Origin of the sequence: Stutzerimonas sp. Brlt_14, from assembly GCF_051948915.1 — a bacterium.
GTDB classification, from domain to species: Bacteria; Pseudomonadota; Gammaproteobacteria; order Pseudomonadales; family Pseudomonadaceae; genus Stutzerimonas; species Stutzerimonas stutzeri.
Window position 1 is genome coordinate 174190 of record NZ_JAYJLM010000002.1, and the last position, 26324, is coordinate 200513.

The 26324-nt window shown below is 64.8% G+C and carries 20 protein-coding genes; 13 read left to right on the forward strand and 7 right to left on the reverse strand.

Features of this window, described 5'->3' with window-relative positions; translation table 11 throughout:
• The first annotated feature begins 19 nt into the window (after positions 1–19).
• The 8 genes from VF716_RS04735 (at position 20) to fdhE (ending at position 9767) form a co-directional block, all read left to right on the forward strand.
• On the forward strand, positions 20–1036 hold the full coding sequence (locus VF716_RS04735) for a zinc-dependent alcohol dehydrogenase family protein (protein WP_011913296.1): 1017 nt from the start codon (positions 20–22) through the stop codon (positions 1034–1036).
• Between the two features lie 106 nt (positions 1037–1142).
• Complete coding sequence (locus tag VF716_RS04740; protein WP_011913295.1) at positions 1143–2000, forward strand: SDR family oxidoreductase; 858 nt, start codon at positions 1143–1145, stop codon at positions 1998–2000.
• A 33-nt stretch (positions 2001–2033) separates the two neighbouring features.
• A complete protein-coding gene (gene ku / locus VF716_RS04745; RefSeq protein ID WP_014596735.1) occupies positions 2034–2990 on the forward strand; it encodes a non-homologous end joining protein Ku in 957 nt (318 codons plus the stop codon).
• A 3-nt stretch (positions 2991–2993) separates the two neighbouring features.
• Entirely contained in the window at positions 2994–3914 is a 921-nt protein-coding gene (ligD, locus tag VF716_RS04750) for a non-homologous end-joining DNA ligase (RefSeq protein WP_017244543.1), read from the forward strand.
• A 168-nt stretch (positions 3915–4082) separates the two neighbouring features.
• Positions 4083–7148: a formate dehydrogenase-N subunit alpha gene (gene fdnG / locus VF716_RS04755; protein ID WP_141239052.1), complete on the forward strand. Its 3066-nt coding sequence runs from the start codon at positions 4083–4085 to the stop codon at positions 7146–7148.
• A 10-nt stretch (positions 7149–7158) separates the two neighbouring features.
• Entirely contained in the window at positions 7159–8097 is a 939-nt protein-coding gene (gene fdxH / locus VF716_RS04760) for a formate dehydrogenase subunit beta (RefSeq protein ID WP_017244542.1), read from the forward strand.
• A complete protein-coding gene (locus tag VF716_RS04765) occupies positions 8094–8798 on the forward strand; it encodes a formate dehydrogenase subunit gamma (protein WP_017244541.1) in 705 nt (234 codons plus the stop codon). The genes fdxH and VF716_RS04765 overlap by 4 nt, the downstream gene beginning before the upstream one ends.
• A 21-nt stretch (positions 8799–8819) precedes the next feature.
• Positions 8820–9767 carry a formate dehydrogenase accessory protein FdhE gene (gene fdhE / locus VF716_RS04770; protein ID WP_017244540.1) on the forward strand — a complete coding sequence of 316 codons (948 nt, stop codon included), beginning with the start codon at positions 8820–8822 and terminating at the stop codon, positions 9765–9767.
• Between the two features lie 3 nt (positions 9768–9770).
• On the opposite strand, the gene VF716_RS04775 is transcribed toward fdhE, so the two are convergent.
• Positions 9771–9935 carry a hypothetical protein gene (locus tag VF716_RS04775; RefSeq protein ID WP_013982827.1) on the reverse strand — a complete coding sequence of 55 codons (165 nt, stop codon included), beginning with the start codon at positions 9933–9935 and terminating at the stop codon, positions 9771–9773.
• Between the two features lie 319 nt (positions 9936–10254).
• Here VF716_RS04775 and VF716_RS04780 point away from each other — a divergent pair, with 319 nt between their 5' ends.
• The 3 genes from VF716_RS04780 (at position 10255) to glgB (ending at position 17934) form a co-directional block, all read left to right on the forward strand.
• Positions 10255–12267 carry an alpha-1,4-glucan--maltose-1-phosphate maltosyltransferase gene (locus VF716_RS04780; protein WP_020307462.1) on the forward strand — a complete coding sequence of 671 codons (2013 nt, stop codon included), beginning with the start codon at positions 10255–10257 and terminating at the stop codon, positions 12265–12267.
• A gap of 134 nt (positions 12268–12401) precedes the next feature.
• Positions 12402–15728 (forward strand): maltose alpha-D-glucosyltransferase, encoded by a 3327-nt coding sequence (gene treS / locus VF716_RS04785; RefSeq protein WP_125856198.1) that lies wholly within the window; start codon positions 12402–12404, stop codon positions 15726–15728.
• The gene (gene glgB, locus VF716_RS04790; protein ID WP_350424153.1) at positions 15721–17934 is read left to right on the forward strand and encodes a 1,4-alpha-glucan branching protein GlgB; all 2214 of its coding nucleotides are present in this window, start codon (positions 15721–15723) and stop codon (positions 17932–17934) included. Before treS ends, glgB begins: the two co-directional genes overlap by 8 nt.
• Positions 17935–18075: 141 nt before the next feature.
• Here the strand turns inward: glgB and VF716_RS04795 are convergent, their stop codons facing one another.
• The 6 genes from VF716_RS04795 to VF716_RS04820 all read right to left on the reverse strand — a co-directional run bounded on the left by VF716_RS04795 (position 18076) and on the right by VF716_RS04820 (position 24523).
• Positions 18076–19083 carry a lysylphosphatidylglycerol synthase domain-containing protein gene (locus tag VF716_RS04795; protein WP_049326127.1) on the reverse strand — a complete coding sequence of 336 codons (1008 nt, stop codon included), beginning with the start codon at positions 19081–19083 and terminating at the stop codon, positions 18076–18078.
• Positions 19080–20324, reverse strand: coding sequence for a cardiolipin synthase ClsB (gene clsB, locus VF716_RS04800; protein WP_049326128.1), 1245 nt, complete (start codon positions 20322–20324; stop codon positions 19080–19082). The genes VF716_RS04795 and clsB overlap by 4 nt, the downstream gene beginning before the upstream one ends.
• Complete coding sequence (locus VF716_RS04805) at positions 20321–21124, reverse strand: endonuclease/exonuclease/phosphatase family protein (RefSeq protein WP_013982822.1); 804 nt, start codon at positions 21122–21124, stop codon at positions 20321–20323. Before VF716_RS04805 ends, clsB begins: the two co-directional genes overlap by 4 nt.
• Complete coding sequence (locus VF716_RS04810) at positions 21121–22038, reverse strand: DUF72 domain-containing protein (protein WP_011913280.1); 918 nt, start codon at positions 22036–22038, stop codon at positions 21121–21123. Before VF716_RS04810 ends, VF716_RS04805 begins: the two co-directional genes overlap by 4 nt.
• A 14-nt stretch (positions 22039–22052) precedes the next feature.
• On the reverse strand, positions 22053–23306 hold the full coding sequence (locus VF716_RS04815; RefSeq protein WP_011913279.1) for a zinc-dependent alcohol dehydrogenase: 1254 nt from the start codon (positions 23304–23306) through the stop codon (positions 22053–22055).
• Between the two features lie 296 nt (positions 23307–23602).
• On the reverse strand, positions 23603–24523 hold the full coding sequence (locus tag VF716_RS04820; RefSeq protein WP_049326129.1) for a LysR family transcriptional regulator: 921 nt from the start codon (positions 24521–24523) through the stop codon (positions 23603–23605).
• Positions 24524–24627: 104 nt separating this feature from the next.
• On the opposite strand from VF716_RS04820, the gene VF716_RS04825 reads away from it, so the two are divergent.
• Entirely contained in the window at positions 24628–25455 is an 828-nt protein-coding gene (locus tag VF716_RS04825) for a DODA-type extradiol aromatic ring-opening family dioxygenase (RefSeq protein ID WP_049326130.1), read from the forward strand.
• 27 nt (positions 25456–25482) lie between these two features.
• Positions 25483–26322 (forward strand): DUF2218 domain-containing protein, encoded by an 840-nt coding sequence (locus VF716_RS04830; RefSeq protein WP_049326131.1) that lies wholly within the window; start codon positions 25483–25485, stop codon positions 26320–26322.
• Positions 26323–26324: the final 2 nt, after the last annotated feature.

Sequence of the window (26324 nt, forward strand, 5' to 3'; positions counted from 1 at the left end):
TAGTAAGCGAGGGGTCGCAATGTCCCGCATCATCCGTTTTCATCAGTTCGGCCCGGCCGACGTATTGCGTCAGGAAGAGCGCGCGGTGCCGGTTGCCGGCCCGGGCGAGGTCCTGATCGGCGTGCGCGCCGTCGGCGTGAGCTGGAACGACGTGCTCTGGCGGCAGGACCTGGCGCCGCGCCATGCGCGTCTGCCCGCCGGGCTCGGCAGCGAGGTGGCGGGCGAGGTGCTGGCGGTGGGCGAGGGCGTCCAGGGCTTCAGCGTCGGCGACCAGGTGGCGGGTTTTCCCGCCCACGATCTCAATCAGTACCCGCTGTATGCCGAACACGCGCTGCTGCCTCAGCAGGCCCTGGTGCATTACCCCGACATGCTCAGCGCCAGCGAGGCGGCGATCCACTATACGCCGATGCTGGTGAGCTATTTCGCCCTGGTCGAACTGGCTCAGCTGGAGCCCGGTCAGTACGTGCTGATCAACCAGGCCGCGCATTGCACCGGCCCGGCTGCCGTGCAGCTGGCCAAGGCGCTGGGCGGGCGGGTGATCGCCACCTGTGACACCAGCGAGGACCGTGACTACCTGCGTGAACTGGGTGCCGAGACGGTGATCGTCACCGAGGAAGAAGACCTGGTCGGTCGCTTGCAGAAGCTGACCGAAGGGCGCGGTGTCGAGGTGGTGCTGGATGCCTGTGGCGGCTCGCAGATGAAGCTGCTCGGTGATGTCATGGCGCCGCTGGGCAAGCTGATCCTCTATGGCATGAACGGCGGCAACGAGACCGCACTGCCGGTCTGCGCGGCGTTCAAGAAGAACTTCAAGTTTTTCCTGCATTGCCTGTGCGATTTCACCGGGCAGCCGGAACTCGGGATCGAGCAGAACCGCGAGGCCGTCGAACGCGCGCTGCAACACATCAACCAACTGACCGTCGACCGCCTGGTGCGTCCGCAGGTCGATCGGCAGTTTCCCTTCGAGCAGGCCATCGAGGCCCATCGTTACGTCGAAAGCGGCATCCCGCGTGGTCGTGTCGTCCTGACGCTTTCCTGATCCGCGAGGGCCCCGTGGCCGGGCCCTCTCATCGCCCCGCAGAAACTTTTCGCGCGCCGTTCCAGTCCTCCGAAGACAGGCTCACTACCTTGACGGAGGATTTTCCATGGCCGATGACAATCAGACCCTACCCCCACAGAAGCAGGCAGAACCCGGCAAGGAAGGGCTGATGAACCCGCGGCCGCAATATCGCGGGGAGGACTACAAGGCGGCCGGCAAGCTCGCCGGCAAGGTCGCCATCATCACCGGTGGCGACAGTGGTATCGGCCGCTCGGTGGCGGTGCTGTTCGCCCGCGAAGGCGCCGACGTGGCCATCCTCTACCTCGACCAACACCAGGATGCCGAGCAGACACGCAAGGACGTCGAGCAACACGGCCGGCGCTGCCTGACCTTCGCCGGTGACGTGGCCGACCGCGATGTCTGCCGCAAGGTCGTCGACGAGACGCTGGCGCAGTTCGGCAAGCTGGACATCCTGGTCAACAATGCTGCCGAGCAGCATCCCCGCGATCGTTTCGAGGACATTCCGCCGGAGCAGTGGGAGCAGACCTTCCGTACCAACGTGTTCGGCATGTTCCAGCTGACCCAGGTGGCGTTGCCGCACCTGCAGGAAGGCGCCTCGATCATCAACACCAGCTCGGTGACCGCCTACAAGGGCAATCCGATGCTGATCGACTATTCCTCCACCAAGGGCGCCATCGTCGCCTTCACCCGTGCCCTGGCCATGAGCCTGGCCGAGCGAGGCATCCGGGTGAACTCGGTGGCGCCGGGACCGATCTGGACGCCCCTGATTCCCTCCACCTTCGATGCCGACAAGGTCGCCGAATTCGGCTCCAACGTGCCGATGAAACGGCCCGGCCAGCCTGAAGAGGTGGCGCCGGCCTACGTCTATCTGGCCAGCAGCGATGCGTCCTATGTCAGTGGGCAGGTGATTCACGTCAACGGCGGCACCGTGGTCAACGGCTGACCGCAGGCCGGCACCTACGAAGGAGTACAGGATATGCCACGCACGATCTGGAAAGGCGCGGTCAGTTTCGGACTGGTACACATCCCGGTGGCGCTGGTGCCGGCCACTACACGGCAGGGCATCGATTTCGACTGGCTGGACAAGCGCAGCATGGATCGGGTCGGTTACAAGCGCATCAACAAGACCACTGGCGAGGACATCGACAGCGAGAACATTGTCAAGGGCGTCGAATACGAGAAGGGCCACTACGTGGTCATCAGCGACGACGAGATCAAGGCGGCGCATCCCAAGGCCACGCAGACCGTAGACATCGTCGCTTTCGTCGACGCCAAGGACATCTCCTTTCTCTACATCGACACGCCGTACTACCTGACCCCGGACCGGCGCGGGGAAAAGGTCTACGCGCTCCTGCGCGAGACGCTGATCCAGACCGGCAAGGTCGGCATCGCCAACGTGGTGCTGCGCAACAAGCAGCATCTGGCGGTGGTGATGCCGCTGGGCAAGGCGCTGGTGATGAACACCCTGCGCTGGGCCGACGAGGTGCGCGGCGTCGAGTACCTCGAACTGAAGGACGAAGCGCTCGATCCGGACCTGGCCGAGCGCGAACTGGACATGGCCAAGCGTCTGGTGGAAGACATGACCGAGAAGTGGAAGCCGGAGCAGTACAAGGACACCTTCCAGGACCAGATCATGGACCTGGTGGAGAAGAAGGCACGCGAAGGCAAGCTGGAAGCCGTGGGCGGGCCGGAAGAGGCGGTGGATCGCCGCTCGGCGGATGTCATCGACCTCACCGAGCTGCTCAAGCGCAGCCTGGCTGCCAAGCCGGGCAAGGCGCGCGCCGCCGAGGCGGACGAAGAGGACGATGCGCCGGAAAAGGCGCCAGCCAAATCCAAGCCTGCGAGCAAGGCCAAGACCAGCAAGTCGTCCAGCTCGTCACGCACACGCAAGGCACCGGCGGCGAGCAGCAAATCCAGCAAGAAGGCCAGCTGAGGCATGGCCGCGCGAAAGGACAGCGCTCGCCCATTGGTAGGCGGTGTGGGCATCAGCAGCCATCAGCGGGTGATCGACGAGGCCAGCGGCACCACCAAGCTGGCGCTGGCAGAGTATTACCTGGCGGTGGCGGACTGGCTGGTGCCACAGCTCGCCGGGCGACCGCTTTCCATCGTCCGCGCGCCGGAAGGTATTGGCGGCGAGAGCTTCTTCCAGCGTCATTGCGGCCGGTTGAAGATGCCGCACATGCGCGCGCTGCCGAAAAAACTCGATCCCGAGCACGCCCGGTTGATCCAGGCCGACAACATCACCGCCGTCATCGAGGCGGTGCAGATGGGCAGCGTCGAATTCCATACCTGGAACGCCCGCAGCGATCGCATCGAGCGACCGGACCGGGTGATCTTCGATCTGGATCCGGACCCGGCACTGCCCTGGGCGAGCATGGTCGAGGCTACCGAGCTGACCCTGGCGCTGCTGGACGAGCTGGGGTTGCGCGCCTTCCTCAAGACCAGCGGCGGGCGCGGGATGCATGTGGTGGTGCCGATCGAGCGGCGCCACGACTGGGATTGTGCGCGCAGCTTCGCGCGCTCGGTGACGGAGCGGCTGGCGCGGGGGTCGCCGCAGCTGATCGTCGACAAGATGGGCCCGCAGAATCGTGTGGGGCGCATCTTCGTCGACTACCTGCGCAACCAGAAGGGCGCCAGTACCGTCGCCGCCTACTCGGTGCGGGCGCGGCCCGGCCTTGGAGTGTCGCTGCCGGTGAGCCTGGAAGAGGTGCGCCACCTGGAGGGCGCCGATCAGTGGCGGCTGGGCAACGTCCGCGACTACCTGAATACGCGCAGCGACGATCCCTGGGCCGACTACGGCAACACCCGCCAGCGGCTGGGACGGGAGCTGCTCGAGCGGTTGCGCGAGGGCCGCTAAGCGGCCCTTTGTGCACCCTCGCAGTCACGCTTCCGACGGGACGCAGCGCATTCCGACCACCTTGCACCCCCGGCGGTAGAGCCGCCCGTCATCCCGTCTGAACCTCTGCCAGCCGTACCCAGTCGACCCTCTAGCAGTTGAGCCGAGCATTCATGACAGGAGATACCGATGACGGCACGAGTATCCCGGCGGCAGTTTCTCAAGTTCGGCGCAGCCGGATTGGGCGCTTCCAGCATGGCGATGATGGGGTTCGCCCCGCAGGAGGCGCTGGCCTCGGTGCGGCATTTCAAGCTCACCGGTGCGAAGGTCACCCGCAACATCTGCACCTATTGTTCGGTGGGCTGCGGCATGCTGCTGTACGCGCGCGGCGACGGCGCGATCAACAGCCATGACCATATCTTCCATGTCGAGGGCGACCCGGATCATCCGGTCAGCCGCGGTTCGCTCTGCCCACGGGGCGCCGGCGTGCTCGATTTCATCAAGAGCGATTCGCGGGTGCGCTACCCGCAGGTCCGCGAGCCAGGTACCGACGAGTGGAAGCGCATCAGCTGGGACGAGGCGCTCGACCGCATCGCCCGCCTGATGAAGGACGACCGCGACCGCAACTTCGAGACCCACGATGACCAGGGACAGCTGGTCAACCGTTGGATGACTACCTCCATGGTGGCGGCCTCGGCGTGCACCAACGAGACGGCCTACCTCACGCAGAAGATCTCCCGGGCGCTGGGTATTCTCAAACTCGACAACCAGGCGCGCGTCTGACACGGACCGACGGTGGCAGGTCTTGCCCCTTCATTCGGTCGCGGTGCCATGACCAACAGCTGGGTCGACATCCGCAATGCCAACATCATCCTGTCCATGGGCGGGAATTCGGCCGAGGCGCATCCGGTGGGCTTCCGCTGGGTCATGCAGGCCAAGGAGCGCAGCGACGCGATCCTGATCTCCATCGACCCTCGCTACAACCGCACCACTGCGGTGGCGGACTATCACGCCTGGATTCGCACCGGGACCGATATCGTCTTCCTCGGCGGGCTGATCAGCTACCTGATCGAGAACGATCGCTACGCCCACGAATACGTGCTGCACTACACCGATGCGGCGCACCTGGTGCGTGAAGGCTTCGAATTCAACGACGGGCTGTTCACCGGCTACGACGAGGAGCGCCACCAGTACGACAAGGCCACGTGGAACTTCGACCTGGACGAGCAGGGCTTCGTCCGTCGCGACGAAACGCTGCAGCACCCGCGCTGCGTGTTCCAGATGATGCGCAAGCATTACAGCCGTTACACGGTGGAGATGGTCGAGCGTGTCTGTGGCATGCCGCAGGCCAAGGTTCTGCAGCTTTGGGAACTGCTGGCGCAGAGCGCGGCGCCCGACAAGACCATGACCATCCTCTATGCCCTGGGCTGGACCCAGCATTCCATCGGCGCGCAGATGATCCGCACCGGCGCCATGGTCCAGCTGCTGCTGGGCAACATGGGCATGCCGGGAGGCGGGGTCAACGCGCTGCGCGGGCACTCCAACATCCAGGGGCTGACCGACATCGGCCTGCTCTCCAACCTGCTGACCGGCTACATGACGCTGCCGGCGGCTGGCGCCCAGCGCTATGAGGACTACATCCGGCAGAAGGTGCGCCAGCCGCTGTTGCCCAACCAGGTGTCGTACTGGAAGCACTACGAGCGGTTCTTCGTCAGCATGATGAAGGCGTTCTACGGTGATGCCGCCAGCGCCGAGAACGACTGGTGCTACGACTGGTTGCCGAAGCTCTCCGAGCCGCTGTACGACGTGCTCTATGCGGTCAACGACATGACCAAGGGCAAGATGACCGGCGCCTTCTGCCAGGGCTTCAACATCCTCGCGGCCTTCCCGAACAAGGCGAAGGTGCTGGATGGACTGTCGAAGCTCAAGTGGCTGGTGATCATGGATCCATTGGCCACCGAGACCGGCGAGTTCTGGAAGAACCATGGCGAGTTCAACGACGTCGACCCGAGCCAGATCCAGACCGCGGTGTTCCGCCTGCCGACCACCACCTTCGCCGAGGACGACGGTTCGATCACCAACAGCTCGCGCTGGCTGCAGTGGCACCACCAGGCGGCACCGCCGCCCGGTGAGGCGAAGACCGACACGGCGATTCTCGCCGGATTGTTCCACCGCCTGCAGAAGCTCTACCAGCAGGAGGGCGGCGCCTTCCCCGAGCCGATCCTCAACCTGACCTGGGACTACAGCGACCCGGCGCATCCCGCCGCGTCGGAGCTGGCCAAGGAATACAACGGCCGCGCGCTGGCGGACATCGAGGACCAGGGGCGGATCATCCGTCGCAAGGGCGAGCTGCTCAACGACTTCGGCGAGCTGCGCGCGGACGGTTCGACGTCCTGCGGCTGCTGGATCTACTCGGGCGCCTGGACCGAGCAGGGCAATATGATGGACCGGCGCGACAACTCGGACCCTTACGACATCGGCGTCACCCTCGGTTGGGCCTGGGCCTGGCCGCTGAACCGGCGGATTCTCTACAACCGCGCGTCGGCCCGACCTGACGGCACGCCGTGGGACCCGAACCGTGCGCTGGTCTGGTGGAACGGCGAACGCTGGGTCGGTGCCGACGTACCGGACTACCCCGTGGCCGCGCCGCCGGAAGATGACGTCAAGCCGTTCATCCTCACCGAGAGCGGCACCGGGCACTTCTTCGCCAGCGAGTGGCTGGGCGAGGGGCCGTTCCCCGAGCACTACGAGCCGCTGGAATCGCCGATCCCCAACAATCCGCTGCACCCGGACAATCCGCTGGCCTACCACAATCCGGTTGCCCGCATCTTCGCCGAAGATCGACATACCTTCGGCACCTACGAAGAGTTTCCGTATGCGGCGACCACCTACCGCCTCACCGAACACTTCCACTACTGGACGACCCACGTGCTGCTCAATGCCATCGTCCAGCCGGAAAAGTTCGTCGAGATCGGCGAGGTGCTGGCTGGCGAGCTGGGCATCGCCGCGGGGGAAAAGGTGCGGGTGCGCTCCAAGCGCGGGCATATCGATGCGGTGGCGGTGGTGACCAAGCGCCTGCGTCCGCTGCAGGTGGACGGGCGCACCGTGCATCAGGTCGGTATCCCGATCCACTGGGGCTTCACCGGCGTGGCGAGAAAGGCTCACCTGACCAACACGCTGACCCCCTTCGTGGGCGACGGCAACACCCAGACCCCGGAATTCAAGTCGTTCCTGGTGAACGTCGAGAAGCTATAGGAGACGCCTGATGCGAGGTGACCAGATCAACCTGCAGAACATCATCGCGCGTTCGGCGACCACCGAGCCTTCGCCGCAGATCCGCTCCGGCGGCGTGGAGAAGGTGACCAAGCTGATCGACGTGTCGGTGTGCATCGGCTGCAAGGCCTGCCAGGTGGCGTGCATGGAATGGAACGACCTGCGCGACGAGGTCGGCGAATGCGACGGCACCTACAATGCCCCGCAGGACCTGACCCCATCGTCGTTCGAGGTCATGCGCTTTTCCGAGTACGAGAACGAGGAAGGCGACCTGGAGTGGCTGATCCGCAAGGATAACTGCATGCACTGCGCCGAGCCGGGCTGCCTGAAGGCCTGCCCGTCGCCCGGAGCCATCGTGCAGTACGCCAACGGCATCGTCGACTTCAATTCCGAGCACTGCATCGGCTGCGGCTATTGCGTGGCCGGGTGCCCGTTCAACATCCCGCGCATCTCGAAGAAGGACAACAAGGCCTACAAGTGCACGCTCTGTTCCGATCGCGTCTATCACGGCCTGGAGCCGGCCTGCGTGAAGAGCTGCCCGACCGGCTCGATCCAGTTCGGCACCAAGGAGCAGATGCTCGACTACGGCGCGCATCGGGTCGAGAAGCTCAAGGAGCGTGGCTTCGAGAACGCCGGCATCTACGACCCGGCCGGCGTCGGCGGCACCCATGTGGTCTACGTGCTGCAGCATGCCGACAAGCCGGAGATCTACAGCGGCCTGCCGAAGGACCCGCATATCAGCCCGACGGTGGAGCTGTGGAAGGGCGTGACCAAGCCGATCATGTCCGCGGTACTGGGCGTCTCGGTGCTGGCCGGCTTCTTCCACTACATGACCAAGGGACCGAAGGAAGAACCGGAGGACGACCCCGAGGCGGAAAACGCCGCGGCGGACCGTGAACAGGATCTGCGTGACGAGGAGCGGCGGCCATGAGTCATTCCAACGTACGCAAGGGCATCCTGCGCTATGGCCCCTGGGCGCGGGCCAATCACTGGATCGTCGCGATCTGTTTCGTGCTGCTCACCCTGAGCGGACTGGCGCTGTTCTACCCGGCGTTCTTCGGCCTCACCGCGCTGTTCGGCGGGCCGGAGCCGACGCGCATCGTGCACCCGTACATCGGTGTGTTCATGACTCTGTTCTTCCTGATCCAGGCGGTGCGTTTCTTTCGCGCCAATCTGTTCCGCCGCTACGACGTGCAATGGGCGCGGCAGATCGGCGACATGTTGTCCAACCGGGACGAGCGCCTTCCGCCGGTGGGGCAGAACAACGCCGGGCAGAAGCTGGTGTACTGGGTGTTCCTGGCCACGGTACCAGTGCTGCTGGTAACCGGTGTGGTGCTCTGGCGGCCCTGGGTGGCCAGTGAAATGCCGATCTGGGCGCTGCGCTGGGCGGCATTGATCCACGCGCTGACGGCCTTCGTCGCCATCCTCACGCTGATCATCCACGTCTACTCGGCCATCTGGGTCAAGGGTTCGATCCGCGCGATGACCCAGGGCCGGGTCAGCCCGGCCTGGGCCCGGCATCACCACAAGCTCTGGTACGACGAGGTCATGGCCGGCGAGAAACGTGGCGACGAGACGGCCTTGCCCCATCGCGAGCCCGGCGATGCCGCGGCGTCCAGAACCCGAACATGACTGACCAACAGGGAATCGAGCATGAAAGGAAAACGCGGCCCCGCGAGCCACGAATTCGGCAGCGCACCCACCACCATCATGGAACCGCCGCAGGTAGTCCTGCCGGACGACCAGTTGTTCAGCCGCCGTGCGCTGCGCCTGCGCGAGCTGATGGTCATGGTGCCGGCGCTGGACGAGTTTCTCGACTTCATGGCGCGCCTGGCGCAGGCCCAGCATCAGGTCCTGAGTGGGCGCGAACCGTCCTGGCGTCCGGCGCCGGATGCCTTCGATCAGGCTTTGGAGCATCGCATGCCGCCGCTGGGCTTTCGTGCGTTGCGCCGCGATCTGGACTGGCAGGGCGATCTGCGCTCGATCCTCGATGCGCTGGCGCTGCACGTCGGTGAGCGGCAGAGACCGCTGCTGCAAGCCCTGCGTGACGCGAATGCCGATGCACTGCAGGCGATCGCCGACGATGTACTGGAACAGCGCGCCGGCAGCGCCGATACCCGCGGGCTGATGCCGCTGGTGGCAGCCGCGCTGCAGGTGGCCTGGGTGCGCCTGGCGGCGGCCTTGCCACGTCCGCCAGCGCAACCGCTGGCCGAGGCGCGGGCCTTGTGCCCGTGCTGTGGCTCGCCGCCCGTAGCGAGCGTGGTGCACAACGAACCGTATCGCAGCGGCGTGCGCTTCCTGCACTGCGCGCTGTGTGCAACGGAATGGCACCTGGAGCGGGTCAAGTGCAGCAACTGCGAGACGGGTGGGCAGCTGCTCTATCTGGGGCTGGACGATGAGCAGGGCGAGCCGTTCCTGCCGGTACAGGCGGAAGCCTGCGGCGCCTGCGAAAGCTACCTGAAGATCGTGCTGCGGCAACTGCAGGGCCGCGCCGACCCGGTCGCCGACGATCTTGCCAGCCTGCCGCTGGACCTGATGCTGGCCGACAAGGGCGTCTATGCCAGAAGCGGCTACAACCCCCTGCTGGTCTTTGGCGAGTAGCGCTCAGGCCGGCTGCGCGCTATCGGCATCCACCACTGTCTGGTTGCCATAGGGGGAGCCGGGTTTGTGCTCGTCCAGCTCGTCGGCGCAGGGTACCTGCGGCACGTCGCCCGGCTGGTCGTGCACGATCGGGTCGGGCTGTGGCACATCGGGGCGTGCATGCGTCATGGTCGTCCTCCTCCTTTTCTGGGGTTTGCGACAGTGCTGAACGTTCTTCATTGATGGGCGCCACAGGGCAGCGGTTCCGGCCAGACGTCGGCTCTCCAGCGCCCGGCGACAGCCGGCTGCAATCGCTCCTGCTGGCCGGTCGACCGGCCGCCGGACGGGCTGCCTGGCGGCCGGAAAACGCTGAACTTTCCCCTGCCCCTCGGCTCGGAAGATAGAGCCGACAAAAACCGCCATCCGCGGGTCGGCGCCCGAACCGCACGATGACGCATCCAGAGGCGGCTCGGGCAATCCGAACCCTTGCGCCTCAGGAGCCCGTTCGATGAGCGATGCACAGCCCAACGCGACGATTCACCCTCGACTCGAACAAGCCTTGCAGATGCCGCGCATCGCCATCGAATCCACCTTGCCGGTGGTGGATGACGGTCGCTTCGCCGCCAAGGCGATCATCGGCCAGCCGGTGATGGTGACCAGCCGGATCTTCGCCGATGGGCACGACCAGCTGGCCGCCGCCGTCTGTTGGCGCGAGAAAGGCGAGAGCAACTGGCGCCGCGCGCGATTGAAGCTGCTCGGCAACGACAACTGGCAAGGCCAGTTCACCCCGACCCAGGTGGCCGAACACGAGTTCGTCATCGAGGCCTGGTGGGACGTGTTCGAAAGCTATCGCTACGAGCTGTCGAAGAAGCACACCGCCGGCGTGCCGGTTCAGCTGGAGCTGGAAGAGGGCCGGCTGCTGCTGGAGAAGGCCGTAGCCCGCGCCCAGGGCGAGAACCGCGCGATCCTCGACGACCTGCTGCACCGGCTGGGTTCGGCGCATCTGGAAGACGAACGCGTGTCGCTGTTGCTGGCGGCGGAAACCGCTGCAGCCATGGCCGCGGCCGACCCGCGCGAGCACTGCAGTCGCAGCCCGGTCTATCCGCTGGACGTCGAACGACCGCTGGCCCAGTTCGCCAGCTGGTACGAGCTGTTCCCGCGCTCGGAGACCGATGACCCCAATCGACACGGCACCTTCCGCGACGTGCACAAGCGTCTGCCAGCGATCCGCGACATGGGCTTCGATGTGCTGTATTTCCCGCCGATCCACCCCATCGGGCGCCAGCATCGCAAGGGTCCGAACAACAGCCTGCAAGCCGGCCCGAACGACCCGGGCAGCCCCTATGCCATCGGCAGCGAAGAGGGTGGTCACGACGCCATCCACCCGCAGCTGGGCACGCTGAACGATTTCCGCGAACTGGTGGCCGCGGCCCGCGAGCACGGCCTAGAGATCGCTCTGGACTTCGCCATCCAGTGCTCCCAGGACCACCCCTGGCTCAAGGAGCATCCGGGCTGGTTCTCTTGGCGCCCGGACGGCACCATCAAGTACGCCGAGAACCCACCGAAGAAATACCAGGACATCGTCAACGTCGACTTCTACGCCGAGGACGCCATGCCCGACCTCTGGATCGCGCTACGTGACGTGGTCTGGCACTGGGTGGAGCAGGGCGTGAAGATCTTCCGCGTCGACAACCCACACACCAAGCCGTTGCCGTTCTGGGAGTGGCTGATCGCCGATATCCGCGAGCGCGACCGCGACGTGATGTTCCTCTCCGAGGCCTTCACCCGCCCGGGCATGATGGCGCGCCTCGGCAAGGTCGGCTTCAGCCAGAGCTATACCTATTTCACCTGGCGCAACACCAAAGCGGAGCTTTCCGAGTACTTCAGCGAGCTGAACGAGCCGCCGCTGCGCGACTGCTACCGGCCGAACTTCTTCGTCAATACACCGGACATCAACCCGTTCTTCCTGCAGGACTCCGGTCGCGCCGGTTTTCTGATCCGCGCGGCACTGGCAACCATGGGCTCAGGGCTGTGGGGCATGTACTCGGGCTTCGAACTGTGCGAGTCGGCGGCGATTCCGGGCAAGGAGGAGTACCTGGATTCGGAGAAGTATCAGATCCGGCCACGCAACTATCAGGCGCCGGGCAACATCGTGGCCGAGATCGCCCAGCTCAACCGCATCCGCCGGCAGAACCCGGCGCTGCAGACGCACCTGGGTTTCAAACCCTACCTGGCGTGGAACGACAACATCCTCTACTTCGGCAAGCGCTCGCCGGACCTGTCCAACTTCATCCTGGTGGCCATCAGCCTCGATCCGCACAACGCGCAGGAAGCGCATTTCGAACTGCCGTTGTGGGAGCTCGGCCTGCCGGACGACGCGCATACCCAGGGCGAAGACCTGATGAACGGGCATCGCTGGACCTGGTATGGCAAGACCCAGTGGATGCGTATCGAACCGTGGCATCTGCCATTCGGAATCTGGCGCCTGACTGCCCAGCGACCGGACCCCGACCTCAAGTAGTTTCTCGGATGTGGCTGGAATCGTTGCAAAATCAACATGTTGCGTTGATTTGTTGATATTGGTTCCAGCTGCAGTTTCGTCGTTGCCCGGGCTGCGAACGACCGCGGCCCTTCATTGCGACAGGAATGAACAACATGGCAAAACCGCGCAAACCGGCCGCATTCATCAAGGATCCGCTCTGGTACAAGGACGCGGTGGTGTACCAGGTGCACCTGAAATCCTTCTACGATTCCAACAATGACGGCGTTGGTGACTTCGTCGGGCTGATCGAGAAGCTGGATTACATCGCCGACCTGGGCGTGAACACCATCTGGCTGCTGCCGTTCTATCCCTCGCCGCGGCGCGACGATGGCTACGACATTGCCGATTACCGCGGCGTGCATCCCGAGTACGGCAACATGGCCGATGCACGGCGCTTCATTGCCGAAGCGCACAAGCGCGGGCTGCGGGTGATCACCGAGCTGGTCATCAACCACACCTCGGACCAGCATCCCTGGTTCCAGCGGGCGCGCAAGGCGAAGAAGGGCTCGGCGGCGCGCAATTTCTACGTCTGGTCCGACACCGACGACAAATACCAGGGCACGCGGATCATCTTTCTCGACACCGAGAAGTCCAATTGGACCTGGGATCCGGTGGCCAAACAGTACTTCTGGCACCGCTTCTATTCCCACCAGCCGGATCTGAATTTCGACAACCCGCAGGTGATGAAGGCGGTACTGGCCGTCATGCGCTTCTGGCTGGACATGGGCATCGACGGTCTGCGCCTGGACGCGATTCCCTACCTGGTCGAGCGTGACGGCACCAACAACGAAAACCTGCCCGAGACCCACGCGGTGCTCAAGGCCATCCGCGCCGAGATCGACGCCAACTACCCCGATCGCATGTTGCTGGCCGAGGCCAACCAGTGGCCGGAGGATACCCAGCTGTACTTCGGCGGCGAAGACGGCGGCCCTGGCGACGAATGCCACATGGCGTTCCACTTCCCGCTGATGCCGCGCATGTACATGGCCATCGCCCAGGAAGACCGCTTTCCGATCACCGACATCCTGCGGCAGACGCCGGACATCCCGGACAACTGTCAGTGGGCGATCTTCCTGCGCAACCACGATGAGCTGACCTTGGAGATGGTCACCGATCGCGAGCGTGACTATCTGTGGAACTACTACGCCTCGGACAAGCGGGCACGCATCAACCTCGGCATCCGTCGGCGTCTGGCGCCGCTGCTGGAGCGCGACCGTCGCCGCATCGAACTGCTCAACAGCCTGCTGCTCTCCATGCCGGGCACGCCGGTGATCTACTACGGTGACGAGATCGGCATGGGTGACAACATCTTCCTCGGCGATCGCGACGGTGTGCGCACGCCCATGCAGTGGTCGGTGGACCGCAACGGCGGTTTCTCCCGCGCCGACCCGCCGAACCTGGTGCTGCCGCCGGTGATGGACCCGCTCTACGGCTACTACACCATCAACGTGGAGGCGCAGCAGCGCGACCCCCATTCGCTGCTGAACTGGACACGGCGGATGCTCACCATCCGCAAGCAGTTCAAGGCCTTCGGCCGCGGCACGCTGAAGATGCTGGCGCCGAGCAACCGGCGCATCCTGGCCTATCTGCGTGAATTCACCGGGGCGGATGGCCAGACCGAGATCATCTTCTGCGTGGCCAATGTCTCGCGTTCGGCCCAGGCGGCGGAACTGGAAATGTCGCAGTACGCCGGCATGGTCCCGGTGGAGATGGTCGGCGGCAGCGCCTTTCCACCCATCGGCCAGCTGCCCTACCTGCTGACACTGCCGCCCTACGGGTTCTACTGGTTCCAGCTGGCGCCCACCAACCAGATGCCCAGCTGGCATCAGGAGCCGGTGGAGACCATGCCGGACTTCCAGACCCTGGTACTCAAGCGCCTCGACACCCTGACCGCCGCCAATCGACGCACGCTGGAAGCCGAGTCGCTGCCGGCCTATCTGCCGAAGCGGCGCTGGTTCGCGGCCAAGGATGTGGCAATCGACTCGATCCGCATCAGCTACTGCGTACCCTTCGGCGACCCGAACCGGCCGGTGCTGCTCAGTGAACTCTGCGTGGAATCGGCCGGGCGCAGCGACCTCTACCAGTTGCCGCTGGGTTTCCTCGACGAATCTGATTTCGGCACCGCGCTGCCCCAGCAGCTGGCATTGGCCCGAGTACGCCGCGGCCCACAGGTAGGGCTGATGACCGATGCCTTCGCCCTCGAGCAGTTCAGCGCCGCTGTGATCCAGGGACTGCGCGACGAGCTGGTGTTGCCGTGCAGCGACGGTGAAATCCGCTTTGTGCCGATGCCGCAACTGGACGATCTGCAGTTGCCGGAGCAGCCCGAGGTACGATTCATTTCGGCAGAGCAGTCCAACAGTTCGGCGATCATCGACAACAAGGTGATGATCAAGCTGCTCCGTCGCGTGGCAGCGGGGATTCACCCTGAACTGGAAATGGGCGGGTTCCTCACCGCGCGCGGTTTCGCCCACATTTCCGGCATGCTCGGGCAGGTCAGCCGGATCAACAAGCAGGGCGAGCCGGTGGCGCTGATGGTGATCCAGCACTTCCTCGACAGCCAGGGTGACGCCTGGGTCTGGACGCTGAACAACCTCGACCGCGCCGTACGCGACGAAATCGCCGGCGGTGTATCGATGCACGAGAACCAGTTCAGTGCCCTCGACGAGTTGCAGGCCTTCAACCGGCTGCTCGGGCAGCGTCTGGGCGAGATGCACATGGCCCTGGCAGCGGACACCGACGATGCCGCATTTGCCTACGAAATCACCAGCCCGGCGAACGTCGAGCAGTGGGCGCAGAGCATCAGCGCCCAGCTCGAGCAGGCACTGCAGCGGATCGACGAACACCGTTCCACTCTCGAGCGCAGGGATGCCGCCGCGGTGGGGCAGCTGCTCCAGCGCCGCGATCAGCTGCTCGCACAAGTGAAACGTCTGGCAGCTAGAACGGTGGGGGGCGTGCGCACCCGCGTGCATGGCGACCTGCACCTCGGGCAGGTTTTGGTGGTGCAGGGCGATGCGTATTTCATCGACTTCGAGGGCGAGCCGGCCCGTTCGCTAGACGAACGGCGAGCGAAACACAGCCCGTTCAAGGATGTCTCAGGCCTGCTGCGCTCGTTCGAATACGCCGCGGCCATGACCATTCGTGGTGCACAGGTCAGCGACAGCACGCCGGAGGCCGATCAGGCTCGCCAGCGCATTGCCGCGAGCTACCAGCGCAGCGCACAACAAGCCTTCCTCGATGCGTACCGCGAGGCCACCCGGGAGCTGCCACATGCCTGGCAGGAGCAGGATGGCGCGAATGCTGCACTGCTACTGTTCAGCCTGGAGAAATGCGCGTACGAGATCGTTTACGAAGCGGAGAACCGTCCGACCTGGTTGCCCGTCCCGCTACAGGGGCTGATGGCCCTGGCACAACAGCTTTTCGATGGAGATTCCAATGACTGATCGCCCGGCCCTGACCATGCCAGGGGAAACCCTGATGCCTAGTGACGCCGATGTCGATGCTCTGGTGCGAGCCGAGCATGGCAACCCGTTCTCCGTTCTCGGGCCGCACCCCGATGGCGAAGCAATGGTGGTGCGCGCCTACCTGCCCAACGCGTTGGGCGCGGAAGTGCTGGACCGCAACCAGCAATTGCTGACGGTGATGGAGCAGGGCCAGGTGCCCGGCTTCTTCGTCGCCCGTCTGACTCACCAGCAACCCTACCTGCTGCGCATTCGTTGGGCCGGCGGTGAGCAGATCACCGAAGACCCGTACAGCTTCGGTCCGCAGCTGGGCGAGCTGGACATGCATCTGTTCTCCGAGGGCAACCATCGGCAGATCGGCCGGGTGTTCGGCTCCCAGGTGATCGAGGTCGACGGTGTGCAGGGTGTGCGTTTCGCCGTATGGGCACCCAATGCGCGGCGGGTCTCGGTAGTCGGCAGCTTCAATGGCTGGGACGGACGCCGACACCCGATGCGGCTGCGCTTTCCGTCCGGCGTATGGGAGCTGTTCATTCCGCGCCTGCAGCCCGGCGATACCTACAAGTACGAGATTCTCGGCCCCAACGGCATCCTGCCGCTGAAGGCTGATCCCGTCGCACTCGCCACCGAGCATCCGCCGGGAACCGCATCGGTCATCGCCCGGCCACTGGACTATCAGTGGAAGGACCAGGCCTGGCTGCAACAGCGGTCCGCGCGCCAGTCACTCGAGGCGCCGATGAGCATCTACGAGCTGCATGCCGGGTCGTGGCGACGCGAGGGTGGCGACGACGGGCGAATGTACAACTGGCACGAGCTGGCCGAGCGGCTGATCCCTTACGTGGTGGACATGGGCTTCACCCATATCGAGCTGATGCCGATAATGGAGCACCCGTTCGGCGGCTCCTGGGGCTACCAGCTGCTTTCGCAGTTCGCTCCCAGCGCGCGCTACGGTAATGCCCACGACTTCGCCGAGTTCGTCGACGCCTGCCACAACGCGGGTATCGGCGTGATCCTCGACTGGGTGCCGGCGCATTTCCCCACCGACGCTCATGGCCTGGGCGAGTTCGATGGCACTGCGCTGTACGAGTACGCCCACCCGTTCGAGGGCTTCCACCAGGACTGGGATACCTACATCTACAACCTCGGTCGCACCGAGGTGCATGGCTTCATGCTGGCCTCGGCGTTGCATTGGCTGCGCGAGTTCCACGTCGATGCGCTGCGCGTGGACGCGGTGGCCTCGATGCTCTACCGGGATTATTCGCGCAAGGATGGCGAATGGATTCCCAACCGCCATGGCGGGCGCGAGAACCTGGAGGCGATCGATTTCCTTCGTCACCTGAACGATGTGGTGGCCACCGAGACCCCCGGCGCGCTGGTGATCGCCGAGGAGTCCACCGCCTTTCCCGGCGTCAGCAAGCCGACCAGCGAAGGTGGGCTGGGCTTTTCCTACAAGTGGAACATGGGCTGGATGCACGACACGCTCAAGTACATCCAGGAAGATCCGATCCACCGGCAGTACCATCACGACAAGCTGACCTTCGGCATGGTCTACGCCTATTCCGAGCATTTCGTGCTGCCGATCTCCCATGACGAGGTGGTGCACGGCAAAGGCTCGCTGATCGACAAGATGCCGGGCGACCGCTGGCAGAAGTTCGCCAACCTGCGCGCCTATCTGTCATTCATGTGGACCCACCCGGGCAAGAAGCTGCTATTCATGGGCAGCGAGTTCGGTCAGTGGCGCGAGTGGAACCACGACCGCGAGCTGGATTGGCATCTGCTGGAAGACGCTGATCACCGTGGCGTGCAGAACCTGGTGCGCGACCTTAACCGCCTGTATAGCCAGGAGCCGGCGCTGCACGAACTGGACAGCGACCCGCGCGGTTTCCAGTGGCTGATCGGCGATGATCGCGCCAACAGCGTATTCGCCTGGCTGCGCAAGAGCTCGACCGGCCATCCGCTGCTGGTGGTCGGCAACTTCACCCCGGTGGTGCGCAAGGGCTATCGCATCGGTGTGCCGGTGGATGCCAGGTGGCTGGAGGTTTTCAACAGCGACGCCGAGTGCTACGGCGGCTCCAATACCGGCAACGGCGGCGGCATCCTGGCCGAGCCGGTGGAGAGTCACGGCGAGAAGGTTTCGCTGTCGCTGACCCTGCCGCCGCTGGGCGTGCTGGTATTGCGACCGCAGGTCTGAAGGCTGCAGCGATGAAGAACGCCGCTCGGGGCAACCTGAGCGGCGTTTTTTTAGGTGAATTCAACAGCTTGTTAACGCGTGGCGGCGGACTGCACAGCGAGATGCGCGATCAAGACCGCGTCCCACAGATGCTGCGGTCCCTCAGCCCGTTTCCTGGGAAACCGGCTCCTGGTCACCGGCCTGGTTGCTGCTGCGCAGCTTCTTCGCCCGCGCTTCGAGCACCACGTAGACCAGCGTGGCGAACAGCAGCGGGATCAGGAAGTAGATCACCCGATATCCGATCAGGCCGCCGACGATGGCGCCCTTGCTCATCTCGTCGGCGAGCATGGCGACGAACACCGCCTCGATCACCCCGAGCCCGGCGGGAATGTGGGCGACCACGCCGGCGATGCTGCTGATCATCAGGATGCCCAGCACCTCGGGATAGTCCGCCTGCTGCGACAGCATGTAATAGACCACCAGCGCCATCAGCGACCAGTTGGCCGCCCCGAGGACCAGCTGGATCAGCGCCAGGCGCAGCGATGGCAGCTGAATCTCGTGGCCGCGGATGATCCAGGAACGCCGTCTGGAAAAGCCGCACAGGCCCAGGTACACCACGCACGCCACCAACAGGCCACCGCCTACCACGCGCAGGGCGGTGAAGCCGATCTCCCAGCTGGCCGGCGGCTCGATCCAGCCCATGGCGAAGATGAGCCCTGCCAGCCACATGTAGCCCAGCCAGTTGGTCAGGACGCTCATGGTGAACACCCGGGTGATCTGCGCGGGCTTCAGGCCAAGGCGCGAGTACAGGCGAAAGCGCAGGGCGATGCCGCCCACCCAGGCGCTCAGGTTGAGATTGAAGGCATAGCAGACGAAGGTCACCGGAAGGATCTGCCGGACCGGCAGGTCGTGGCGCGCATAGCGTTTACCCAGCACATCGAAAAAGCAGTACACGACGTAACTGCCGAATGCCGCCGCTCCCGCCATCCACAGGGTCTTCGCCTGGTAGTTGCGCAAGGTGTTGTAGACCTCCTGCCAGTCGAGGTTGCGCGCCAGGCCGATCAGCAGGCCGGCAACCAGCGCGAAGAAGACGTACGTCAGGATCTTCTTGATCAGCGGCCAACGACGGCGCCAGCCGCTCTTCGCCTCGCCCTGGGTGGTCTCGCTCATCGTTGTTCTCGCTGAATGGGGGCGGGCACGGTATCGAGTGGCGATGCGTCGGCGTCGATCAGCTCCAGGCGCGGCTTGTGCTCGGGGAACAGGTTCACCAGTCCAGGGAAGTGCCGCAGGAAATGGAAGATCAGAAACGCCAGCGGTGCGCGCCACCAGAAGCCGCGGATGATCCGTTCAAGGGGGATGCGCCGGCAGTCGGTCTGCAGCAGATGATCGAGCCGCTCGTGCAGATGTCGATTGAACACGTGGTCGCGGATGATCAGGTTGGCTTCCAGATTCAGCGACAGGCTCAGCGGGTCGAGGTTGCTCGAACCCACCGTGGACCATTCGTAGTCAGCCAGCGCCACCTTGCCGTGCAACGGTCGGCGGCAGTATTCGTGAATTTCCACGCCGTCGCGCATCAGGTAGTTGTAGAGCATGCGCGCGCCGAACTTGGCGATGGGCATGTCCGGCTCGCCCTGGAGGATCAGCCGCACCCGTACACCGCGTCGCGCGGCATTGCGGATTTCCCGCAGTACGCGGTATCCGGGAAAGAAATAAGCGTTTGCAATCAATAACCTGGAGCGGGCATCTCGAATCGCTTGCAGGTAGTGCTCTTCGATGTCGTTGCGGTGCTGATCGTTGTCGCGAACGACGAACAGTGCGCGTGCCTCGCCGCGGCTGATGCGGCCGTAGCCCGGCGTCTGCTGGCGCACGCGGCGTCGCCACCAGCGGTGCTGCGGCGGCTTGTTCGGGGCGATCTGGCTCAGGGCGAAGTGATGGATGTCGCGCACCACCGGGCCTTCCACCTGTAGGGCGTAGTCCTGCTTGGCAGCAGGGCCGAAGTCACCGAGGTGATCGGCGGAGAAGTTGATGCCGCCGATGAAGGCAACCTCGCCATCGACCACCACGATCTTGCGGTGCATACGGCGGAACACGTTGAGCCGGCGGCCGAGCAGACGCTTGCCGGGGTCGAACATGTGGATGCGTACGCCCACACGGGTCATGGCCGTGACGAACTCGCCATGCAGGTCGGCCGAGCCGTAGCCGTCGACCGTGACGTCGACGCTGGCGCCATTCTCTGCCGCAGCGATCAGAGCTTTCTGCAACTCGTTGCCGACCTTGTCCTGAAACAGGATGAAGGTTTCCAGCAACACCTCTTTCTTGGCCTGGGCGATGACCTCGAACACTCGAGGAAAGAACTCTTCGCCGTTTTCCAGTAACTGAAGGCGATTCCCGTCTCTCCAGTGGTAACTCATAGATGTATCTCCACCGCTAGGGGCAGATGATCGGACAAGTGCGTCCAGGGTTTGTTACCAAGTATTCGCGGCTTGTGACTGGTGGCATTGCGCACATAGATGCGGTCCAGGCGCAGCATCGGCCAGCGCGCGGGGAAGGTCTTGGCCACCTGGCCATGGGCGACGGCGAACACTTCGTGCAGGCCGGCGCAGCGGTCCAGGGTGTGCGTAGCCCGTAGCCGCCAGTCGTTGAAGTCACCGGCCACCACCACCGGGGCACCCTGGGGCAGCGAGTCGAGCAGGTTGCAGAGCAGCTCCAGCTGTTGCGCGCGATGCGGCTCACGCAACCCCAGGTGCACGCAGATGGCATGGAACTCCTCGTGCCCCGGCACTTGCAGCACGCTGTGCAGCAGGCCGCGACGCTCGGGGCCGGCGATGGAGATGTCGAGGTTCTCGTAGCGGATGATGGGAAATTTCGAGAGCAGGGCGTTGCCATGGTCGCCGTCGGGATAGACCGCATTGCGCCCGTAGGCGAAATCGGTCCAGATGCTGTCGGCGAGAAACTCGTACTGGGGCGTCTTCGGCCAGTTGTGAAAGCGCATCGCGTGCTTTTCGTGAGTGCCCAGCACCTCCTGCAGGAACACCACGTCCGCTGACACGCTGCGCACCGCTTCGCGCAGCTCGGGCAGGATGAAGCGGCGGTTGAGGGCGGTGAAGCCCTTGTGGGTGTTGACCGTGAGGATGCGGATCGAATTGACCGCCGTGGCCATGTGGGCATCGAGATCGGCGCTTTCGATGGGATGGTCTTTGTCCAGGGTCAAACCATTGCTCCTTCTAGTTGACCGGGCGTGGCCTGCAGCTGTTCGTCCAGGCCGAGCCGGCGCAGCAGTTGCCGCGCGTCGTAGGGCGCGCGGACCTTCACGTCGTTGTCGAAATAGCAGTACACGTCCCGCGAACGCCGGGCCCGCGGTTTCTTCTCGCTGATCAGCCGTGCGTCGTCGGGCTGGCTGCCCTCGCTCCAGCGTCTGATCCGCTGACACCAGTCATCCAGTGCGGCATCGGTGTAGCCGCTGGTGTAGAGCTCCTCGGCACCGTGCAGGCGGATGTAGACGAAGTCGCTGGTGAGATCTTCCTGGTGCGGCCATTTGCCTGCGGTATCGGCCACCACCAGGGCGACCCGGTACTTGCGCAGCAGGTCGACGAAGGCGGGATCGACGAAGCTCGTGTGGCGGATCTCCACCGCATGGCGCATGGGGCGCTTGCGGTCGATGGCCAGGTAGCTGCGACCTTCCATGCGTGGTTCGCAACCCTTGGCGATAGCCAGCGCCGCTTCGCTGTCGTGGGGCAGCTGGCGGAGGAAGGATTCGAACAGCTCGGGATCGAACTTGAACGAGGGTGGGAACTGCCAGAGGATCGGCCCCATCTTTTCCTTGAGCTGGAAGATGCCCGAGGCGAAGAAGTTGGCCAGCGGCTTTTCCACCTCGTTGAGCCGGCGGATGTGGGTGATGTAGCGCGGCCCCTTGATGCTGAAGACGAAGCCCTCGGGCGTGTCCTCGTACCAGTCCGCGTAGCGCTCCGGGGTCTGCAGTGAATAGAACGAACCGTTGATCTCGATGCTGCTCACCGCCCGCGAGGCGAAACGCAGCTCCTTTTTCTGCGTCAGCCCCTTGGGGTAGAAGTCGCCGCGCCAGGGCGCGTAACGCCAGCCGGAGATGCCGATGTGGATACCCGCCATGGCCTGCCCTCGGGTCAGCGTGGATTCTGCATGCTGGTCGGGTCGCTGGCGGGGAAGGTTTCGGCCACCGCCTCATCCAGCACCCGCTCTTCGCTGCCGCGCGCATCGCTGCGTTGTGGCTGCAGTTCAACCTTGATCCAGCCGTTCTGCCGTCGATCGAACGACTCGAAGGCCGCGATCACGTCGGTCATCGGCTTCACCTGGGTGAGGATCTTCGCCGGGTCGATACGCCGCGCCTGGACCATCTCGATCAGCCGCGGGATGTACTTGCGGTGGTGGCAGTTGCCCATGTTGATGGTGATGTTCTTGTTCATCGCCATGCCGATGGGGAAGGTCATCGCATCTGGTGGGTAGACGCCTATGATCGACAGCGTGCCGGCCTTGGCGATGCTCTGCACCGCCCATTCCAGCGCCTGGGAGGGAGCATCGCCGGGCTGCCAGAGCTGACCCTGAGCCGAGCTGGAGGTCGCCGCGGCGCCGCAGCAACCATGTTCGGCATCCACGCCCACGGCATCGATCACCCGGTCAACACCGATACCGCCGGTGAGCCGCTTGAGCGTCTCGACGGGGTCTTCGCGATCGAAGTTGATCGCCTCCGCGCCCTGGCGCTGCGCCATGCGCAGACGATCGTCATGGCGGTCGATGGCGAACACCCGGCCAGCGCCCAGCAGCTTGGCGCTGGCAATGGCGAACTGGCCCACCGGGCCGCACCCGAACACCGCCACGGTGTCGCCGCTGCCCACCTCGGCCATCTCGGCGCCGAAGTAGCCGGTGGGGAAGATGTCAGAGAGCAGAATCGCCTGATCGTCGCTGATCTCCGGTGGCAGTTTGACCAGCCCGATGTTGGCGAACGGGATACGGGCCTTCTCAGCCTGCAGACCATGGAATGGTCCGGTGGTCTGCGGACCGCCATAGAACGAGGTGCCGGCCTCCTTGCCGTTCGGGTTGGCGCCATCGCACTGGGCGAAGTAGCCGGCCCGGCAATAGGAACAGTTGCCACAGGCGATGGTGGAGGGGATGACGACCCGATCACCGATCTGCAGGTTGCGCACATCGGCGCCCAGGGCTTCGACGATGCCGACACCTTCGTGGCCGAGAATGGTGCCCGGCTGCATGCCGCTGACGGTGCCCCTCACGAAGTGCAGGTCGGTGCCGCAGATCGCCGATGCGGTGATGCGCACAATGGCATCGGTGGGCGCCAGGATGCGTGGTTCCGGCACGTCTTCGAAACGGATATCGCCAACGGCGTGGTAGACAACAGCTTTCATGGTCACTCCATTGGCCCGGCTCGCGGACCGGGACGGATGCTGGCGGAGCGGACGAGCAGGCTGCACGGCGGGAAAGAAGACCGGCGCGAATGTTCGGATCGAAGGCTCCGCGGGGTACTGGAATACTCGCGCGCACGACGGGATTCGCCGGGCACATCTGTTCCGACTTTTCCCGGCGTTGGCGGTTCATCTTTTTCTGGTGCGGCGATTTCGATGCGACGTGGGCTCGCCGCTTTCTAGGGGGGTAAGGCTGCTGCGGACGACTAGGGTGACCGGCTGAAAGGCGGGAAGGGCGGTCAGGCGGGCGGCAGGCTCCAGGGCAGCTCGCCGGCAAAGGCGTCGACCAGGTAATCGATCATGACCCGGACCTTGGCCGGCGGCCGCCGGTCAGGCGGGTAGACCACATGAATGCCACCCAGCCCCATGCACGGCTGGTCCAGCTCCAGCGCCACCAGCTCGCCGCTGCGCAGGGCGGAGGCGACGATGAACTGCGGCTGATAGATCACCCCCTGGCCGCCCACGGCCGCCGCCACCAGCGCCTCGCCGTTGTTGGCGAGCAGGTCGCCGCTGACGGCGACGCGCAGCTCGGCGTGCTCGCCGAAGGCCCAGTGCTTGCCCCCCGCCAGCGCCGAAAGGCTGTAGCCCAGGCAGTTGTGCTGGCCGAGGTCAGCGACACTGCGCGGTACGCCCCGCTGGTCCAGATAGCTCGGCGCGGCGCACACCAGCAGCGGGCAATCTGCCAGACGCCTGGCCTGCAAGGGACTGTCCTCGAGTCGGCCGATGCGCACGGCCATGTCCCAGCCACCATCGAGCAGGTCGACCTGGCTGTCGGTCAGGCCCAGCTCCACCTTTACCGCCGGATGGCGGCGGCTGAATTCGGGGATCAGCGGGGCGATGAACTGCGTGCCGAAGGTCAAGGGCACGTTCATCCGTAGCAGCCCGGTGGCTTCCACCCGCTGGGAGGCGACGCTGGCTTCCGCCTCGTCGATCTCCGGGAGGATGCGCTGGCAAGCCTCCAGGTAGTTGCCGCCTGCCTCGGTCAGGCTCAGGCGGCGGGTGCTGCGATGGAACAGCTTGACGCCCAGGCGGCGTTCCAGCGCATCCACGTGCTTGCTGGCCATCGCCGGGGACATCTCCAGGTGCCGCGCTGCTGCCGACAGGCTTCCAGCGCTGGCAGCGCGAACGAACACACGCATGCCGGTGATGCGATCGAGCATGGTATTTCTCACTATCAGTAAAAGGTGTCGCCTTGTAATGCCAGGTTCTCGCACCTCTGAGTGTAAGCCATGATGCCCGCATATCCGTTCCGGGAGTTCATGCGATGACCTCATTCAGCACGTCGGGCGCCGGCCAGACAATACCGACCCTGTTCGTACCGCACGGTGCCGGCCCTTGTTTCTTCATGGACTGGAACCCGCCAACCGCCTGGAATGCCATGGCGGCCTTCCTAAAGGGCATCGCCGCGACCCTGCCGGCGAGGCCGACCGCCATTGTCCTGGTTTCCGGCCACTGGCTGCAGTCGACCTTCAGCGTGACCACGGCCGCACGCCCCACGCTGATTTACGACTATCACGGCTTTCCGCCGCACACCTATGAACTGCGCTATCCGGCACCGGGCGATCCGGCACTGGCCAGCCGAATCGCCGGCTTGCTCGACGGTGCGGCACTTGGCGGTCGTGAGGATGCCCAGCGTGGCTTCGACCACGGCATGTTCATCCCGCTGAAGCTGATGTTCCCGGACGCGGACATCCCGGTGGTGCAACTCTCGTTGCGCAGCGACCTCGACCCGCGGGCACACATCGAGGCCGGTCGCGCGCTGCAGGCGTTGCGCGGCGAGGGCGTACTGATCGTCGGCAGCGGCATGAGCTTTCACAACATGCGCGGCTATGGCGACCCGCGTTTCGCTCCGATTTCGGACGAATTCGATCATTGGCTCACCGCTGCGGTCGAACTGCCGCCCGGCGAGCGAGACCGGGCGCTGCAGCGCTGGGAAGACGCTCCGGCGGCGCGCCTGTGTCATCCGCCGAGGGCCGAGGAACACCTGATCCCGCTGCTGGTGGCTGCCGGCGCAGCGGGTGATTCGAACGGACGCAAGGTCTTCAGCGACCGCGTCATGCACACCACGCTGTCAGCCTACCGTTTTGGCTGACGCGCACATTTCATCGAGGGGAACACCATGTACCGATCACAAAGCCGAATCACGGCGAGCAATCCGTCGCGCCTGATCAAGCGCCTGTGCAATCACTGGCGGCACAAGTTTCCCGTGCAGCTGGACGAGCAGGGCGGCGACATCGAACTGCCGCTCGGCCGCTGCAGCCTGCGCGCCAACGAGGGCGTGCTGGACGCGCGGTTGGAGTCCACCGATCGGGCACAGCTGCAGCAATTGCAGAAAGTGGTCGCCGATCACCTAGCGCGCATGGCCGGCGACGAGCCGCTTGGCATCGCCTGGCAGACCGAAACCGGTGCCGAGCCAGCCGCACAGCCGGCCGAAAACCGCGCGCTGGATTCCAGAAGCCGCTATGGCACCGTTTCTCGGGTATTTCACTGGCTGATGGCGCTGCTGATCGTCTGGCAGTTCCTCAAGCTGGGTGACCGCATCGAAGAGGGGGAGCACTGGGTCGGGCAGACGCTGGTGCCCTGGCACGTTTCTCTGGGGGCCGTGCTGCTGGTTCTGGTGCTGCTGCGGATCTTCTGGTCGGCCAGCCAGCTGAGCCGACGGCCGCTGCACGACCCGGCCACGGCCTGGCTGGTCAAGGCTGGGCACCTGGCGCTGTATGCCTGCATGGTGGCGATGCCGATCACCGGCGTGCTCTATCTGGTCGGCAATGGCTACGGTCTGAAGGTGTTCGGCCAGCAGCTGGTGGAGAAGGGGCCTGAGATCGCCTGGGCGGCCTCGATCGGTGGTCTGCACTCGCCGCTGGCCTGGCTGACCGTACTGCTGGTGATCGGGCATATCGGCGCTGCGCTGTATCACCGGCTGGTGAAGCGCGACGACATCATGCAGCGCATGCTCTAGTT